The organism is Afipia sp. GW822-FHT04G07 (assembly GCF_058800765.1).
In genome coordinates this window covers 588,234-603,708 of sequence record NZ_JBXAMP010000001.1, presented here as the reverse complement: position 1 = coordinate 603,708, position 15,475 = coordinate 588,234, and the positions used below count along the sequence as shown (strand labels likewise).

The window sequence follows — 15,475 nt, the reverse complement described above, 5'->3', positions numbered from 1 at the left end:
GCAAGACGATCCTAAACGATATCCGCCGCAAGGCGGGGGCCAAGAAGAATATCGGGAGTTGGTATGGCGTCGACGTTGTCCGAAGAACTGCGCCTCGCAGCGCTGGCGTATCACCGACTCCCCAGGCCCGGTAAACTCGAGATTCAGGCGACCAAGCCGCTGGCGAACCAGCGCGACCTCGCGCTGGCCTATTCGCCGGGCGTGGCCGCCGCGTGCGAAGCGATCGCCGCCGATCCCAATCAAGCCGCGCTGCTGACGGCCCGCTCCAACCTCGTCGCCGTCGTGAGCAACGGCACCGCCGTGCTCGGCCTCGGCAACATCGGCCCACTGGCGTCGAAGCCGGTGATGGAAGGCAAGGCCGTCCTGTTCAAGAAGTTCGCCGGCATCGATGTGTTCGATATCGAGATCGCGGCGGACACGATCGCGCGCGTGGTCGAGACAGTCGCCGCGCTGGAACCGACTTTCGGCGGCATCAACCTTGAAGATATCAAGGGGCCGGAGTGCTTCGAGATCGAGGAGCAGCTCAAGGCGCGGATGAAAATCCCCGTTTTCCATGACGACCAGCACGGCACCGCGATCATCGTCTGCGCGGCGGTTCGCAATGCGCTGATGCTGAACGGCAAGAAGCTCGAAGACATCAAGATCGTTGCGTCGGGTGCGGGCGCTGCTGCCATCGCCTGTCTCAATCTGCTGGTGTCGCTCGGCGCCAAGCGCAAGAACATCTGGGTCTGCGACATCGACGGCCTTGTCTATGAAGGCCGCAACACGCTGATGGACAAGTGGAAGGCCGTCTACGCGCAGAAAACCGACAAGCGCACGCTGGGCGAGGTGATCGCCGGCGCGGACGTCTTCCTCGGCGTATCGGCTGGCGGCGTGCTGAAGCCCGAGATGGTCGCGCAGATGGCGGACAAGCCGCTGGTGATGGCGCTGGCCAATCCGATGCCGGAGATCATGCCGGACGAGGCGCGCAAGGTGCGTCCCGACGCGATGATCTGCACCGGTCGTTCGGACTTCCCCAATCAGGTGAACAACGTCCTGTGCTTCCCGTTCATTTTCCGTGGCGCACTCGATGTCGGCGCGACCGCCATCAACGAGGATATGAAGCGCGCCGCCGTTGACGCGCTGGCGCAGCTCGCGCGCGATCCGCCGTCTGACGTGGTGGTCCGCTTTGACGGCGGCGAGACGCCTGGCTTCGGTCCGGGCTCGCTGATCCCGTCGCCGTTCGATCCGCGGCTGATCCTGCGTATCGCGCCCGCCGTGGCGCAGGCTGCGATGGATTCCGGCGTCGCGACGCGGCCCATCACCGATTTCGTCGCCTATACCGAACAGCTTGACCGCTTCGCGTTCCGTTCCGGGCTGGTCATGAAGCCGGTGTTCGCGAAAGCCAAGACCCAGCCGGCGCGCGTGATTTACGCCGAAGGCGAGGACGAGCGCGTGCTGCGCGCTGTTCAGGTCGTGCTCGAGGAAAAGCTCGCGCGTCCCATTCTGGTCGGCCGTCCGTCGGTGGTGGCCGCGCGCATCGAGCGCTTCGGCCTTTCGATCAAGGCCGGAACCGACTTCGATCTGGTCAATCCGGAAGACGATCCGCGTTATCGCTCCTACGTGCAGAGCTACATCGATCTGGCCGGCCGCCACGGCATCACGCCGGAAGCCGCACGCACGCTGGTGCGCACCAACGCTACGGTGATAGCGGCGCTCGCGGTGGCGCGCGGCGAGGCCGACGCTATGCTGTGCGGCGTCGATGGCCGCTACATGAGCCACCTTCGGCGCATTCGCGAAATCATCGGTGTGATGCCGGGCCTGACCGACTATTCGGCGCTGGCTTTGGTGATCACCTCCAAGGGCTCTTACTTCATCGCCGATACGCAAATCAGGCCAAATCCGACAGCGGAGGAGCTTGCGGAAATGGCCGCGCTCGCCGCCGTGCATGTCCAGCGCTTCGGGATCAAGCCGAAGGTGGCGTTCCTGTCGCATTCCGATTTCGGAAGCTACGATTCCGCCTCGGCGCAGAAGATGCGTCGCGCCACCGAATTGCTGGCGAACGATCATCCGGAAATCGAGGCCGACGGCGAAATGCAGGGTGATTCCGCGCTCACCGCGCTGTCGCGGCAACTGGTGCTGCCGCATTCGCGGCTGGAAGGGTCCGCGAACATCCTGATCATGCCGAACCTCGATGCCGCCAACATCGCTTATCAGATGATCAAGATTCTCGCCGACGCGCTGCCGGTGGGACCGATCCTGATCGGCCCGGCGCGCCCGGCCCACATCCTGAATCCGTCGGTGACGGCGCGCGGAATTCTCAACATGACGGCGGTTGCGGCGGTCGAGGCGCAGGAGCGTGCCGGCCGGCAGCAGCCGACGCTGTTCGGTTGAAGGTAACTCCTGTATAGGTGTCGTCTTTATACCAGTGTCTTTGGAAAATTGAGTGGGGGCGACCATGCCAGCCTTAGCGACGCTCGGACGGGTTTTATTCGTCGTCTTGTTTGTGTTTTCCGGAGCTTCCAAACTTTTCGATATTGCGTCGACCACGCAGGCGATCACCGAGAAGGTCGTCCTTCCCGGTTTCCTGACGGCCTACACATCCCAGCTTGAGGGGATGACGGGGATGCCGACTGCCCAGATGCTGGCGATCCTGGCGGGCGCGCTGGAAGTCCTGGGCGGATTGTTCATCGCGCTGAATATCGGCACGCGGTTCTTCGCACTTCTGCTGGTGCTGTTCGTCTGCGTCACGACGTTCTACTTCCATAATTTCTGGGATATGACCGGCGCGGATCGCATCAACAACATGATCCATGCTTTGAAGAACCTGTCGCTGATCGGCGGGCTTCTGGTCATCGCCGGCTATCCGCGCCGCGTCGTGCTGGAAGACGACCGCTACACCAGCGGAGTTTGAGTTCGTCGCGACGGCTTTGGAGCCGTCATTGCGAGGAGCGTTTGTTGCGACGAAGCAATCCAGTTTAATCGGTTCCAGGGTGGATTGCTTCGCTTCGCTCGCAATGACGACCGCTGTTGGCTAAATCCGCCGCCACGCGGTGACGTCCACGCCACGCTCCGCGTCGAGCACGCGAACCTCGTCGGCTTTGAGCCCACGCGCGGCCAGAACATCCTGCGGCGTGCGGGGTGGGACGCCGGGAAAACCGCCGACGCCGTCGGGGATTGTCAGCCGGTGTGCCTGCGACAGCCAGAACACGTCGAAGCGATCCATGAACATTCCGAAGACATCCGGCCCGCCAATGATCGCGGCGGACCCCGTCGTCACGCCGGCATGGCGGCAGGCGTCCTCGAACGACGCACCGGCCGGGTTCCAGAGTGTCGCCTTGGCGTTGGCTGGATCGCGCGCGAGGGAGGGAACGGTGCGCGTCAGCACGACACGGGTGCGCAACGGCGAACGCGGCTGGTCTTCAAACGAGTTCCTGCCGTGAACGATCAGGTCCGCGTCGTCGAGCGCGGCCTCGAAAAATTTCTGATCGGCGTCGTACTTGAGCGCGGGCGGCATGACGCCGTTGGCATCGGCCAGCATGCCGTCGGCGGAAACGATCACATAACCTTCAATACGCATACGCTGCGGTTTAGTCATTTCCGGGAAAGTCGCAAGCGCGTTGCTTACTCGGAAATGGTCTGCACCACGCTGTTAAGCGGGCGCGAACTGACCGTCGGCAGCTTGAGGCCCTTCACGACCTCTTCGTCGTACTGCGCGATGGTTTGCATCGGCGCTTTGGCCTTGACCTGAACCACCTTGTAGCCGCCGGCCTTCAGCCGCTTCATCAACTCAGGCAGCGCCTCGGCGGTGTGCTTCTGGAAATCGTGCATCAGCACGATGCCCTTGCCGTTCTTGTCGAGTTTGCTCATCACGGTCGCGATGATCTTATCGGCCTTGTTGGCCTTGAAGTCGAATGAGTCGAGATCGCACGACCAGATCGAGATGTTGCGTTCGCCGAGATAAGTCACCATCGCGGGCGGATGCTGGAGCGCGGGAAACCGGAACAGCGGCGAGGGCGCCGCGCCCAGCGCCCACTTCACCGCGCTGAAACCCTTCTCGATCTCTTCCTTCTGCTGCGCCTCGGTCAGTTTCTTGTTGTTCAGGTTGGCATGCGACCAGGTGTGCGCGCCGATGGTGTGGCCCTCTGCGGCGACATGCTTGAGAATTTCGGGATAATAGGTGGCGTGCTTGCCGATCGGGAAAAAGATCGCCTTGGTGCATTCCTCGGCGAGCGTCTTGAGGACCGACGGCGTGTTGACCGGCCATGGGCCGTCGTCGAATGTCAGCACCACTTCCTTGTCGCGCAGGAAGTCGAGCTGCTTGAAATGCTCGAAGCCGAAACCGGGGCCGCCCGTGGTGTCGATCTGCACCACGCGCGAAACGCCGATGGCATTGGGATTGGCGCAATTCGCCTTGATCGGAGTGGGAGCAGGATCCTGCGCGGCCGCAGGTGCGGCTGCCGTTGTCTTGGCGGGTGCGGCCTGCGCAGCAGGAGGCGCGGGGGGCGGAGTGGTGCGCTGCGGAATAAGCGCCTGCGACCAGACACTGCCGAAAGCGCATAACGAAAACGCGCCGGCGACGAAAATTGTTGCCTTGATACGCATCGGATACCCCTGAACGCACGCCGGCGTCCGGAATAGAACGCCGTCTTACCCCGGCGATCAGCCTAGACCCACATGGTTTATTGCGCCAAGCCATTTTCGCGGGGCGCGGCTGTTCCGTATGTGGAAGGTTAATCCGGGCGAGCGTGAGCGCGGCTCAGGCGGTCAGCGCGCGGGCGATGGCGGTGATGACGCGCGTATCGGTCGGCTCGACGCGCGAGGAAAATGCGTCGGCGAGATAACCGTCGCGGCCGACGAGGTATTTGTGAAAATTCCAGCCCGGCAGATCGGTCGGCCGTTCGGCTGCCGCCCATTTGTAAAACGGGTGGGCGTTCGGCCCCTTCACGCTGGTCTTTGCGGTGATCGGGAAGGTGACATGATAGGTCTGTTCGGCGGTCTGGGTGATGTCGGTCGCGCCGCCCGGCTCCTGCGCGCCGAAGTCGTTGGACGGCACGCCGATCACGGTCAGGCCGCGCCCGCGGAATTGCGTCCAGATGGCCTGCAACCCGGCATATTGCGGAGTGAAGCCGCATAGCGAGGCGGTGTTCACCACCAGCAGCGGCTTGCCCGCGAAGTCGGCAAGGCGGATGTCGCCGCCCTTCAGCGCCGGAAAGGAAAAACTGTAAGCGGTCATGCGGCTCATCGCGCCTTGCGCGTGGGCGGATCGTCCCGCGAACGGAAGCGCTGCGCCCGCCGCGATTGCCGCCAACATCCACCGCCGGTCGATCATAATGCGCTCCCTCGAAGATCGTTGAACGCCCAAGATAACGGATCATGGCCAGTGGAAGTTTCAACAAGCCGTGACAAACCTCAGGGCTTTTTCTCCGGCTTGTAGCACCACGGCATCGGCAGCTCCGGCTGGTAAATCTCGTTCCACTCGCAGACGTATTCGGGGCCGCTGCGCTTGAAAACGTGCTTGATCGGCTCGGCCTGGCTGATGCCGACATGCAGCGCGATCAGCAATGCGCCGATGGGGTAGGTCCATTTGCTCCAGCGCAGGTCGCTCATCTGGTCGAGCAGCAACGCGCCGGCGAAAATGATCAGCGGATCGCTCAGGAGGTAATATTCCGGCTTCAATCCCCGCCGTACACCCAGCACGTCGATGCCGAAAGCGACCAGCAGCAGCAGCGTTGCCTGCACAGCCACCTGCCGCTCGCCTTTGTACCAGGCATAGACGATGCCCGGCACGATCAGCCATGTCAGGAACACCGTCGGCCGCGGCGATGTGAACAGGACGAAGCTGTAACGCTGAAGCACCCACGTGATGCCTTGCAGCAGTGCGCTTGCGATGCCGTAGAGCCTGTTGCCGCCGACACCGGAGGTGACCGGCTCATCCGCGAACACCAGCATCTTCTCGATCGGATTGACGACAGCCACCACGTTTTGTGGATCGTATTGCAGATACAGCGCCATCAGACCGAGTGACGCCCCCGCGACAATCGCGAACATTGACGTCAAGGTTTCGGCGGGGCTGATCCGCCAGATAACCGCAAAGACGATCATGCCAACGCCGGTCCAGCCGAGCAGGGCGATTTGATACACCCCGAACATACCGCCGATCAGCGGCTGAAGTTGCGCTATATCGATCGTTTCGGGCTCGACGCCCGCGGCAATCAGCGGCCAGGCAACGCTCAATGCCGATGCTGCGGCGACGCCGGCAAGGAATGTCACGATCCATGCCCATACGGGATTGCGCCAGAACTCGGTGCTGGCGCTGGCCGGCGTGCCGAACGGCAGGATCAGCAACGGCAAGGCCGCGATGCTCAGAATGATCTGAACCTTGTTCTCCATCCCGAGCACGCACAGCGCGGCAGCGCCCGCCAGCGCCAGCGGACGCCAGTTTGTCGCGCGGCGGCCGACGATGATCAGGATCATCAGGGCGAAGGCGAAGAAACACGCCGCAATCAACTCGCTGCGCAGAATCCGCATCTCGACGGCCATGCCGCCGGAAAAAGCGAAAGCGAAGGTCGCAAGCAGCGCCACGCGCCAATCGCGGAAAAGCCGCCGCGCCAGTGCGGCAAAGATAATGACGATGCCGGTAGCGGTCAGCCACGCGACGATGCGGCCGGCGCGGACAGCGCTTGTCATCGCGGCCTCGAAAGCGGGCAGGTTCGACGCGGAGGGGATCGACGACAGTTTCCATGCATCGAGCAGGCCCAGCGCGTGCATCGCCTGAAACCACAGCTTGACCGTCAGGATGGTGAAGTAAGACGGATGATCGAAAAAGGCCTGCGGCTTGCCGTCGTTCATCACGAGCGCGTTGTAGACGATCATGAAGTCCATGTCGGCATTGCGATAATAAATGACGAAATAGCCGGCGAGGAAAAATGATGCGGCAAGAATTCCAAGGATCAGCAGCACGCCGCCGGTCCAGCCGAACGGCGTCAGTCGCGCGAACGCGTCACGCGGCTGTTTGGGCGCGGGCGCGGCGGGCGTCTGGATGTTGCGGGAGGCTGTCATAACCGGCGCGTTCTATCGCAACGCGCCGCCGAAAGCCAACCGGGTTGCGGACAGGTGAGCCGCTGAGGGACGCGGCCTGAACCGCTTACCGCAGCGGGACGATGAAATCCGTGCCGCGTCCGGTCTCGTCGCCAAGTCCGTGATCGGAGACAACGAGCGAACCGCCGGGTGCCAGCACCGAGGCAATGCGCTTCATCGCGTCGTCAGGAATGGTCAGGCGGTCTAGCGCTTCCGCCGGAGTCGATGATGGTGCAGACACCGCCGGTTCGGCCGCCGCGGCCCGCTTGCGCCGTGGCATGTCGTCATTCACGCGCGCCACACGAACCGGGGCCGGGAGCGAGACCACCGACCAGCGCAGCGCGTCGGCGTCGTCCTTGTCGGCGCGGACCGTGAAGACGTGGGTGCCGAGCGGGCGCTCCGGGGCGGCGATCGTGACCGGCGCCTCGAACCACGGCTCGAAGTTCTGCCGCACGTAGATCTTGCTGTCCTTGGCGCTGACATAGGCCGCCACATGGCCGGTGCGCGGCTTGACCGGGCCGACGAACTCCGCCGAGCCTTCAAGCGGCGGTGTGACCGGCATGTCCGCAACGGGGGCGACAGGATCGGTGGCGCGAGCCTGATCCTTGTCGGCTTTTGTCTCATCGGGTTTGGCTTCCACGGACTTTTCATCTGCGATAGCAGTCGCGGCTGGCGCGTCGGTTTTTGTGTTGTTCGTTTGCGGCATCGCGCCGCTGGCATCGGCGGTGCGGATTGGCTCGCTGCGGTCCGAGATCGACGTCAGTCTCAATTGCGGCTTTTCATGCGCGGCGGCATCGAGGATCGAAGACCGGTCCGACTTGGGAGTCGTCGACGCGTGATCCTGCGGTGATGGCGCGGCGGCGACCGGCTTCGTCTCCGGCTTCCGCGCGATCAGCAGCGGATGCGAGAAATCGGCGGGAGAAACCTCGCCGGGTGTCACGATCACGCGCGCCCCCATGCGGGTCCAGCCCCACATGCGCATAGCGAAATTCATCGGCATACGGATGCAGCCATGCGATGCCGGATAGCCGGGCAGGGCACCGGCGTGCATGGCAATACCGGACCAGGTGATGCGCTGCATGTAGGGCATCGGCGCACCGCTGTAGATATTGGAGCGGTGATACTTGTTCTTCTGGATCACGCTGAACACGCCCATGGGCGTCGAATGTCCGCGCATACCGGTCGAGACGGGAGACTCCGCGAACAGTCCGTTCTGGTCGTAGAGCTTCAATTCCTGTTTCTCGATCGAGATCGCGATGACGATCGGTCCCCGGGGCTTGGCGGTGTCCTTCGGAGCATCGGGCAGTTTTGGCCGAGCGCGGACGGGGCGCGGGCGGCGTTCGATCCTCGGTTCGTCCTGGTAATGCGGCTGGCCATATTCGTCCGCAGGCCCCATCGGCCAGAACATCTGGGCTTCCGCCGGCATGGCGATACCGGTGGCCAAAATCGAGGTTAAGCTCGCGGCGAGCCAGGAGACTCGCCGAATCCCGGGACGGGCCGGTCGGGAACCTGGAATGATGTAAGAAAGGGGGAGAGTGGCGGGCTGTATTTGCTGGTCGCCCGAAGAATGTCGCCGATTGCCGCGCACGCTATGCCCTCAATTGATTCCCAGTATTAGTGTCCCGGACGGGCCAATACGTTCACCGGCCGGTCCGGTTCCATACCGCACGCCGTGCGATTCCCGATGCCGAAATGCTAGCCGGATTGCCTTCAGAACCGCTTAACGCCCGGCTCCGGAGGGTCACAATCGCGTGCCTTTCAACGGCCTCCATGCGACCCCACATGAGGGGTTCCTTGGCCGGGGTGCGCGACCCCCATCCGGTTTATGAACATCCTTTGTGGAGCCCCACCGATGCCCTTCCGTCTGACCCGCCCGGCAGCCGCCGCGCTGCTGGCTGCTGTTCTTGCCTGGATGACGGCCACGCCCGTCGTTGCGGCTGATGAGCCGGACCTGATCTTCCGGCGTTCGACCGTGTTCAAGCTCCTCAGCCCGGACGACAAGCTCGCGACATACGGCGTCGACGATCCGGTCGTGGAAGGCGTGGCGTGCCATTTCACCGCGCCTGAAAAGGGCGGTTACAAGGGTTGGCTCGGTCTTGCCGAGGAAGTTTCCGACGTCTCGCTGTCGTGCCGCCAGATCGCGCCAATCCGTTTCAAGAACAAGGCCTCGCAGGGCGAAGACATGTTCCGCCAGCGCCGCTCGCTGTTCTTCAAGAAAATGCAGATCGTGCGCGGCTGTGACGCCAAGCGAAACGTGCTGGTCTACATGGTCTATTCCGACAGGCTGATCGAAGGCTCGCCAAAGAATTCGACGTCCTCGGTGCCGATCATGCCATGGGGCAGCAGTGACACGATCCAGAAATGCAGCGATTTCATTTCCGGCTAGCGCGCTGACTGAAAACGATTCCACAACATAAAGCGTCAACGCGCGCGTTTACGCGCGTCGTTGATGCGTTATGGCTGGCCAACCACAGGCTCCGCGATTTTCCTTGCGGTGACACGCGGAGCCGCTGCGGATCACGCGGCCGATCTGTTCTTGATTGCGCCGATGATGGCGGTCAGCACGGCGCCGGCAACGCCGCCGCCCGCAGCCTGGCCGATGAGCGCGCCGATGTCCGGCGTCGAGGCCGAATTGGCCAGCATTGGAATTAGCATCCCCAGAATCTGGCCCCCGACGCCGCCGCCGATCGCGCCGGCGATCGTGTTTCCAAGCGTTCCGAGATCGATGTTTTTGGCCGCGCCGCCGGCGACGTTTCCGCCAACAGCGCCACCGATGATCTGGATCAGCAAACTAACAAGCATGCCCGACATGATTTTCGCTCCCGGTCCGGTATCAGGTTCCGTCACGTCGGCGCCGGACTCACTCGCCGCGCGCCGTGATTGTAGGAGCACAGCCCGAGCGGTCACGCTGCAAGTGCGAATGCATCCGACGAAAAGCCGGGAGACAAGTCATCGAATTGTCTTGTGCAACGTCGAATCGATGCGGACCAGCGAGACGGATTGTGTGATCGGTTAGCGCTTGCCCTTGCGATCGACGCACTTGCGCACCGACAAAACACCGGTGGAGGTGAGTTGCATGCCGGTGATTTCCTTGATCTGTCCGGCCGGGCAGGAGCCGTCGTCGATATACACGCGCTGGCCGAGCCGCAAGCCAACAACATCCGACTCCCGCGCAACGATGTCGGCTCGGGCCGTGACTGTCAGCGCCACGACTGCAAGCGTGGCGGCCGCGCCACGACGCAACATTCTCCGCAAGCAGGCAGCAGTCATGTCCGTCCGGCTCACTTGTTCTGGATCTTCAGACCGTCGGGACCGACATTGATCTGCAGGCCCTGCGGCTTCTTGTTGTCCTGATAGACCTTGTAGCCGAGAACTCCGACCGCGATGACAAGCGCGCCGACGATTGCGTAAAGGATGTTGCGATTGTCCATGACGGGTCTCTCCAATGTTTCAATGCGAAACGGTCGATGAAAACAGATTGATGGTGCCGACGCCCGCGATGATCAGCGCGAGACCGGCGATGGCGGGGGTGTCGAGTTTCTGGCCGAACCAGACGAGACCGACGAGTGTGATCAGGACGATGCCGAGCCCCGACCAGATCGCGTAGGCGATCCCGACCGGCATCGTGCGCAGGACCAGCGAGAGAAAATAGAACGAGGCTCCGTAACCCAGCGCGGTGAGGATCAGCGGTTTGGGTTTGGTGAATTGCTCGGAGGCCTGAAGCGCGGCCGTGCCGATGACCTCGAGAACGATCGCGCAGATGAGATAAACGTAGGTCATGCTCCAGCGTAATCGGGCAAGCCTGATTCTCATAGGCAGCGATTGCATCGCAAGCTGCGCCGGCACAGGGAACCGTCAGCGTGCGGTCGCCGGATATTTGCGAACGACATGGCGTTTCTCAAGTGCGCGAGACCAGCACTTAATGTTTCGCCACGATCTCCCGCACTTCGGTACAGCACGCCGGGCATTCATAGACGAAGTCGACCCTCGCCAGGTCCCAGTGAGGCTGAACTTCCCTGATCTGCATGGAAAGGCTCTGGCAGCTTGGACACGTTGCCATGGTCGCATGAAGATCGCGAGGCGGTTGGTGATGCTGCGCATAGGCTGGCATGATTGCTCTCCTTGATAACGGGAGCTGATTTTCGCCGGCGCCTTCGCGAGGTGTTGCCGACGATGAATCATTCTATCGCGCACACCGTAAACGCCTCATCAACTCTTGCGAACGCACGCAGAACAACCGCGCAAACTTCGTGTGTGTGACTAAATCTACACAGTGGGGGCCTTCATCCGGTCATACTGTCTTTGCGCCTTCGCGACGTCGGGCAGGTGCTGTTCGGCCCAGATGCGCAAGCTGTCCACGGTCTTGCTCAGCGTGCGTCCCAGCGGCGTGATCGAATACTCCACCGTCACCGGAACGGTCGGTGTCACCTTGCGAGTCACGAGACCGTCGCGTTCCAGACCCTTCAGGGTTTGCGAAGCCATCTTCTGGGTGAGCCCGCCGATCTCGCGGCGCAGTTCATTGAACCGCCACGGCCTGCGGGAGAGCAGGATCAGCAGCAGCACAGTCCATTTGTCGGCGATGCGGTCGAGCACCTGCCGGGTCGGACAATCCTCCGCGTAAGGATCGGCAGGCCATGAGCCGCGCGGGGCCTTCGCTGGCCTTTTCGGAACAGGTTTCGCCGGAGGGACCATGTCTCGCAAAAGTGCCTTCTTCACAGCGGGCTCGCCAAGGGGCATCTGATGTCCATTCGTTAGTTGGTATCCATTCGATACCATGTACAGGACAAGGGATGCAAACATGAAAGTCGCATTGATCGGAGCCACCGGCCGCGCCGGTTCGCCCATTCTCCAGGAACTCGTGCGCCGCGGTCATCAGGTCACGGCCATCGTCCGCAATCCGGACAAGGTTCAGGCACAGGTCAACGTGACGCCAAAGAAGGGCGACGTGTTCGACAGGGACGGTCTCGCCGCGTTGCTCAAGGGACATGACGCCGTCATCAGCGCCGTGCACTTCCTGCAAAGCGATCCGCAGGTGCTGATTGCGGCGGTGAAGGCATCGGGCGTGAGACGTTATCTTGTCGTCGGTGGCGCAGGCAGCCTTGAGGTCGCGCCGGGCGTCACGCTGGTCTCGACGCCGGAGTTTCCTGCCGCCTACAAGGACGAAGCCGCCAAGGGCGGCGAGTTTCTCAGCCTGCTGCGGCAGGAGAAGGATATCGACTGGACGTTTCTCTCGCCGTCGGCGCTGTTCTTTGAAGGGCCGCGCACGGGCACGTTCCGGCTCGGCAAGGACCAGCTTCTGACCAATGAGAAGGGCAGCAGCATCTCGTTCGCGGACTATGCCATCGCGCTCGCCGATGAAGTCGAGAAACCCGCGCATTCGCGTCAGCGATTCACGGTGGGGTACTAGTGTGGTGGTTCGCAAGTCCGCATCGTTTTGCAGCGCAAAGTTTTCGCGGATTTGCGAACCAAAACCGCACTGGAATTATTGTCTGTAATGTCTCGCGATGTGCCGGAACCGGTTATTCCAACACTCAGGCCGCAGCCACGATCACATGCGCCTGAATTTTGGCGGCAACCTCACCGCTACCATGCTTGTGGGCGATCGCGGATGCGGCGCTGTCTGTTGCAGCCTCCAGTTTTCCCGCCTCTCTGGTCTCGATTTCGTTGCGAAGAAGAGTCCCCTGACAATAGGCGACGGCTGGAAGGCGAGGGGAGGGTGCACGGCTTTGTTCGGCTTTCGTCTCGATGACCACGCGGGAGAAACCTGCGTCCTCCAGTTCTCTGCGGATCAGGGCCTTATCATGGTAGCCGTGCGGTGTGCGTGCCAGAAAGCGCGGCGGGTCGTTCGGAAAAATCTGTGCGAGAGCGTTCGTCACATCGTCCGCAAATACATTCTCCTCGATGCGATCCCAGACGCTGAACAAAAAATGTCCTCCGGGCTTCAGGACTCGCTTTGCTTCGCGGTAGGCAACTGAGCGGTCGGGAAAGAACATCGCGCCGAACTGGCAACAGACGAGATCGAAGGCCGCATTGTCAAACGGCAGCGCCAGCGCATCTGCCTGCCGCCATGTGATGCGGCTGTCGGGAGGTTGTTGCGAAGCGGCGTAATCAAGCATCGGCTGGTTGAGGTCGGTGACGATGTAGCTCGCGCCGGGGGGCAGTTTCGGCGCCAGTGCGCGGGTAACGACCCCGGTGCCCGCGGCTATTTCCAGAACGGCGCTCGGCGAGAAGGACGCTGCGCGTTGTGCAAGATCTGCGGCGAACGGTTCGAAAATCAACGGCACCATATAACGGTCGTAGTTTTCCGGGATCGAGCCGGCGAACACCTGGTCGGTTTCCAGCATTGCTATCACCCGCCGTCCGTTTGGTTCTTGCGAGACTAGCATGGAATTGTTCGGTTTGGGCCGTTTCCAGCCGAAAGGCGATCGACCTTTACCTCGCACGTCATCGCGTCCCTTCCAACGGTCCCTTAAATTTGGCTACAGTCGTTGCCAATAACCTGCGCGCAGACGCATGAAGGGACGAAACGCGATGGACGCCAAGACGATCGCCAGCGACACCCGCCGCCGCATTCTCGACGCGGTGGACGATGCCTTCGACCGGCAGCTTGAGACCACCAAGCAGTTCTCGTCCATTCCCTCGACGCGCGGCGCGGAAGGTCCGTGTCAGGACATGATGGGGGATCTGCTGCGCGCGCGGGGCTTTGAGGTCGACGACTGGCGCATCGACACCAACGACCTGAAAGACCTGCGCGGCTTTGGTCCCATCGAACACGATTTCTCCCGCGCGCGCACGGTGGTGGGAACGTATCGCCCGGCGCGCGAGGCGGGACGCTCGCTGATCCTGCAAGGCCATTGCGACGTGGTGCCCGCCGGTCCGCTCGACATGTGGGACACGCCGCCGTTCTCGCCGGCGGTCAGGGACGGCTGGCTGTACGGCCGTGGCGCGGGCGATATGAAATCCGGCACCATGGCCGCGCTGTTCGCGCTGGATGCGCTGCGCGCCGCCGGTTTGAAGCCGACCGCACGGATTCATTTTCAATCCGTCATCGAGGAGGAAAGCACCGGCGTCGGCGCGCTCTCCGCCGTGCAGCGCGGCTATCGCGCCGACTGCTGCTTCATTCCGGAGCCGACCAACGGCAAGCTGGTGCGCTCGCAGGTCGGGGTGATCTGGTTTCGCCTCAAGGTGCGCGGCAAGCCGGCGCATGTGTACGAGGCGGGCGTCGGCGCCAACGCCATCAAGGCGGCATATCATCTGGTTCAGGCGCTTGAAGTACTGGAAGAGGAATGGAACAGACGCGCCGCGGCTGACAAGCATTTCGGCCGCGTGAAGCATCCGATCAACTTCAATCCGGGCATCATCAAGGGCGGTGACTGGGCGTCATCGGTGCCGGCATGGTGTGACATCGACTGCCGCATCGCCGTGCTGCCGGGATGGTCGATTGCGGATCATCAGGCCGAGATCGTCGCCTGCGTCGAGGCGGCTGCGAAGACGCACGCATTTCTGGCGCAGAACCCGCCCGCGGTGGAATGGTCGGGTTTCCTGTCCGAAGGCTATGAACTGACCGGCGGCGAGGACTCCGAGGCTGTTCTGCGCGATGCCTATGAGACGGTCTATGGCGGCGCGATGAAGGAGCTGGCGTTCACGGCGCTGACCGACACGCGGTTCTACGGACTTAACGCCGGGATTCCGTCGCTGTGTTTCGGCGCCAATGCGGAAGCGATGCACGGTTTCAACGAGCGGGTGGAAATCGAATCGCTGCGCAAGACCACGCGCGCGATCGCGCTGTTCGTAGCGGGATGGTGCGGCGTGGAAGCCGCGTGATCCGCAGGACCGGCGTTCATCCGTTACTTTAACGTCGTGATCCGGCGCATTCGCTCATCTTTTGCATTAACCCGAGGAGCAACAACGTGACCTTGCTTGAACTGATCCAGTCGCGGCCGATGCCGCTGGCCGTCCTGATGGGCGTCACCTTCACCGAGGCGGAAAAGGACAAGGTGGTGGCGACCATGGTGGTGCGTGAAGACCTCTGCACCCTCGGCCACTCGGTTCACGGCGGCGCGGTGATGGCCTTTGCCGATTCCGTCGGCGCCGCGGCCACCATCATCAACCTGCCTGCGGACGCCAAGGGCACCACCACGATCGAGAGCAAGACCAACTTCACGGGGGCCGCGAAAGCGGGCAGCACCATCCGGGCGACCGCAACCCCGGTCCATCTCGGGCGGCGCACCCAGGTGTGGCAGACCCGGCTCGAGACCGGGGAGGGCCGGCTGGTCGCTATTGTGACGCAGACCCAGATGATCCTGTGACCGCCTCTTCATCCTAAATGTTAACGGCCGAATCCCCGAAAACCGGCTGATTTTGGCGTCCGAACAAGCGACTGTGAGGATTGCGGCGTTGCGCAATCCCGCCGGAT

General features: G+C 62.6%; 17 protein-coding genes. 6 read left to right on the top strand and 11 right to left on the bottom strand.

Annotation, left to right across the window (positions count from 1 at the left end; translation table 11 throughout):
• The first annotated feature begins 63 nt into the window (after positions 1 to 63).
• A complete protein-coding gene (locus tag AC1RKJ_RS02885) occupies positions 64 to 2,373 on the top strand; it encodes an NADP-dependent malic enzyme (protein ID WP_492789392.1) in 2,310 nt (769 codons plus the stop codon).
• A gap of 64 nt (positions 2,374 to 2,437) precedes the next feature.
• Positions 2,438 to 2,893: a DoxX family protein gene (locus AC1RKJ_RS02880; protein WP_492789391.1), complete on the top strand. Its 456-nt coding sequence runs from the start codon at positions 2,438 to 2,440 to the stop codon at positions 2,891 to 2,893.
• Between the two features lie 120 nt (positions 2,894 to 3,013).
• Here AC1RKJ_RS02880 and AC1RKJ_RS02875 read toward each other — a convergent pair whose 3' ends face one another.
• The 5 genes from AC1RKJ_RS02875 to AC1RKJ_RS02855 form a co-directional block, all read right to left on the bottom strand.
• Positions 3,014 to 3,559 carry a dihydrofolate reductase family protein gene (locus AC1RKJ_RS02875; RefSeq protein WP_492792628.1) on the bottom strand — a complete coding sequence of 182 codons (546 nt, stop codon included), beginning with the start codon at positions 3,557 to 3,559 and terminating at the stop codon, positions 3,014 to 3,016.
• A gap of 44 nt (positions 3,560 to 3,603) precedes the next feature.
• Positions 3,604 to 4,584: a polysaccharide deacetylase family protein gene (locus tag AC1RKJ_RS02870; protein WP_492789390.1), complete on the bottom strand. Its 981-nt coding sequence runs from the start codon at positions 4,582 to 4,584 to the stop codon at positions 3,604 to 3,606.
• A gap of 154 nt (positions 4,585 to 4,738) precedes the next feature.
• Positions 4,739 to 5,311 carry a glutathione peroxidase gene (locus AC1RKJ_RS02865; protein ID WP_492789389.1) on the bottom strand — a complete coding sequence of 191 codons (573 nt, stop codon included), beginning with the start codon at positions 5,309 to 5,311 and terminating at the stop codon, positions 4,739 to 4,741.
• An 80-nt stretch (positions 5,312 to 5,391) separates the two neighbouring features.
• The gene (locus AC1RKJ_RS02860) at positions 5,392 to 7,041 is read right to left on the bottom strand and encodes a hypothetical protein (RefSeq protein WP_492789388.1); all 1,650 of its coding nucleotides are present in this window, start codon (positions 7,039 to 7,041) and stop codon (positions 5,392 to 5,394) included.
• An 85-nt stretch (positions 7,042 to 7,126) separates the two neighbouring features.
• Positions 7,127 to 8,485, bottom strand: a complete 1,359-nt coding sequence (locus AC1RKJ_RS02855) for a L,D-transpeptidase (protein ID WP_492789387.1) — start codon at positions 8,483 to 8,485, stop codon at positions 7,127 to 7,129.
• Positions 8,486 to 8,971: 486 nt separating this feature from the next.
• Here AC1RKJ_RS02855 and AC1RKJ_RS02850 point away from each other — a divergent pair, with 486 nt between their 5' ends.
• On the top strand, positions 8,972 to 9,445 hold the full coding sequence (locus tag AC1RKJ_RS02850; RefSeq protein WP_492792627.1) for a CreA family protein: 474 nt from the start codon (positions 8,972 to 8,974) through the stop codon (positions 9,443 to 9,445).
• Between the two features lie 131 nt (positions 9,446 to 9,576).
• Here AC1RKJ_RS02850 and AC1RKJ_RS02845 read toward each other — a convergent pair whose 3' ends face one another.
• The 5 genes from AC1RKJ_RS02845 to AC1RKJ_RS02825 all read right to left on the bottom strand — a co-directional run bounded on the left by AC1RKJ_RS02845 (position 9,577) and on the right by AC1RKJ_RS02825 (position 11,796).
• Positions 9,577 to 9,870: a hypothetical protein gene (locus AC1RKJ_RS02845; protein ID WP_492789386.1), complete on the bottom strand. Its 294-nt coding sequence runs from the start codon at positions 9,868 to 9,870 to the stop codon at positions 9,577 to 9,579.
• 201 nt (positions 9,871 to 10,071) lie between these two features.
• Complete coding sequence (locus AC1RKJ_RS02840) at positions 10,072 to 10,305, bottom strand: DUF6719 family protein (protein ID WP_492789385.1); 234 nt, start codon at positions 10,303 to 10,305, stop codon at positions 10,072 to 10,074.
• 35 nt (positions 10,306 to 10,340) lie between these two features.
• Positions 10,341 to 10,490, bottom strand: a complete 150-nt coding sequence (locus tag AC1RKJ_RS02835) for a hypothetical protein (RefSeq protein ID WP_492789384.1) — start codon at positions 10,488 to 10,490, stop codon at positions 10,341 to 10,343.
• Between the two features lie 19 nt (positions 10,491 to 10,509).
• On the bottom strand, positions 10,510 to 10,839 hold the full coding sequence (locus tag AC1RKJ_RS02830) for a DMT family transporter (protein WP_492789383.1): 330 nt from the start codon (positions 10,837 to 10,839) through the stop codon (positions 10,510 to 10,512).
• 486 nt (positions 10,840 to 11,325) lie between these two features.
• On the bottom strand, positions 11,326 to 11,796 hold the full coding sequence (locus AC1RKJ_RS02825) for a winged helix-turn-helix transcriptional regulator (RefSeq protein WP_492789382.1): 471 nt from the start codon (positions 11,794 to 11,796) through the stop codon (positions 11,326 to 11,328).
• A gap of 61 nt (positions 11,797 to 11,857) precedes the next feature.
• Between AC1RKJ_RS02825 and AC1RKJ_RS02820 the strand changes: the two genes are divergently transcribed.
• Positions 11,858 to 12,466, top strand: coding sequence for an NAD(P)-dependent oxidoreductase (locus tag AC1RKJ_RS02820; protein WP_492789381.1), 609 nt, complete (start codon positions 11,858 to 11,860; stop codon positions 12,464 to 12,466).
• Positions 12,467 to 12,590: 124 nt separating this feature from the next.
• Here AC1RKJ_RS02820 and AC1RKJ_RS02815 read toward each other — a convergent pair whose 3' ends face one another.
• Positions 12,591 to 13,403 (bottom strand): class I SAM-dependent methyltransferase, encoded by an 813-nt coding sequence (locus tag AC1RKJ_RS02815; RefSeq protein ID WP_492789380.1) that lies wholly within the window; start codon positions 13,401 to 13,403, stop codon positions 12,591 to 12,593.
• Positions 13,404 to 13,590: 187 nt separating this feature from the next.
• Between AC1RKJ_RS02815 and AC1RKJ_RS02810 the strand changes: the two genes are divergently transcribed.
• Positions 13,591 to 14,883 carry an ArgE/DapE family deacylase gene (locus AC1RKJ_RS02810; protein WP_492789379.1) on the top strand — a complete coding sequence of 431 codons (1,293 nt, stop codon included), beginning with the start codon at positions 13,591 to 13,593 and terminating at the stop codon, positions 14,881 to 14,883.
• Positions 14,884 to 14,969: 86 nt separating this feature from the next.
• Positions 14,970 to 15,368 carry a PaaI family thioesterase gene (locus AC1RKJ_RS02805; RefSeq protein ID WP_492789378.1) on the top strand — a complete coding sequence of 133 codons (399 nt, stop codon included), beginning with the start codon at positions 14,970 to 14,972 and terminating at the stop codon, positions 15,366 to 15,368.
• Positions 15,369 to 15,475: the final 107 nt, after the last annotated feature.

Bases quoted from the DNA above. Each gene is read 5' to 3' on its own strand.
- AC1RKJ_RS02865 (WP_492789389.1), bottom strand. From the start codon at position 5,311: ATGATCGACCGGCGGTGGATGTTGGCGGCAATCGCGGCGGGCGCAGCG.
- AC1RKJ_RS02885 (WP_492789392.1), top strand. From the start codon at position 64: ATGGCGTCGACGTTGTCCGAAGAACTGCGCCTCGCAGCGCTGGCGTAT.
- AC1RKJ_RS02840 (WP_492789385.1), bottom strand. From the start codon at position 10,305: ATGTTGCGTCGTGGCGCGGCCGCCACGCTTGCAGTCGTGGCGCTGACA.
- AC1RKJ_RS02860 (WP_492789388.1), bottom strand. From the start codon at position 7,041: ATGACAGCCTCCCGCAACATCCAGACGCCCGCCGCGCCCGCGCCCAAA.
- AC1RKJ_RS02855 (WP_492789387.1), bottom strand. From the start codon at position 8,485: ATGCCGGCGGAAGCCCAGATGTTCTGGCCGATGGGGCCTGCGGACGAA.
- AC1RKJ_RS02835 (WP_492789384.1), bottom strand. From the start codon at position 10,490: ATGGACAATCGCAACATCCTTTACGCAATCGTCGGCGCGCTTGTCATC.
- AC1RKJ_RS02815 (WP_492789380.1), bottom strand. From the start codon at position 13,403: ATGCTGGAAACCGACCAGGTGTTCGCCGGCTCGATCCCGGAAAACTAC.
- AC1RKJ_RS02875 (WP_492792628.1), bottom strand. From the start codon at position 3,559: ATGCGTATTGAAGGTTATGTGATCGTTTCCGCCGACGGCATGCTGGCC.
- AC1RKJ_RS02830 (WP_492789383.1), bottom strand. From the start codon at position 10,839: ATGACCTACGTTTATCTCATCTGCGCGATCGTTCTCGAGGTCATCGGC.
- AC1RKJ_RS02870 (WP_492789390.1), bottom strand. From the start codon at position 4,584: ATGCGTATCAAGGCAACAATTTTCGTCGCCGGCGCGTTTTCGTTATGC.
- AC1RKJ_RS02845 (WP_492789386.1), bottom strand. From the start codon at position 9,870: ATGTCGGGCATGCTTGTTAGTTTGCTGATCCAGATCATCGGTGGCGCT.
- AC1RKJ_RS02825 (WP_492789382.1), bottom strand. From the start codon at position 11,796: ATGCCCCTTGGCGAGCCCGCTGTGAAGAAGGCACTTTTGCGAGACATG.
- AC1RKJ_RS02880 (WP_492789391.1), top strand. From the start codon at position 2,438: ATGCCAGCCTTAGCGACGCTCGGACGGGTTTTATTCGTCGTCTTGTTT.
- AC1RKJ_RS02820 (WP_492789381.1), top strand. From the start codon at position 11,858: ATGAAAGTCGCATTGATCGGAGCCACCGGCCGCGCCGGTTCGCCCATT.
- AC1RKJ_RS02810 (WP_492789379.1), top strand. From the start codon at position 13,591: ATGGACGCCAAGACGATCGCCAGCGACACCCGCCGCCGCATTCTCGAC.
- AC1RKJ_RS02850 (WP_492792627.1), top strand. From the start codon at position 8,972: ATGACGGCCACGCCCGTCGTTGCGGCTGATGAGCCGGACCTGATCTTC.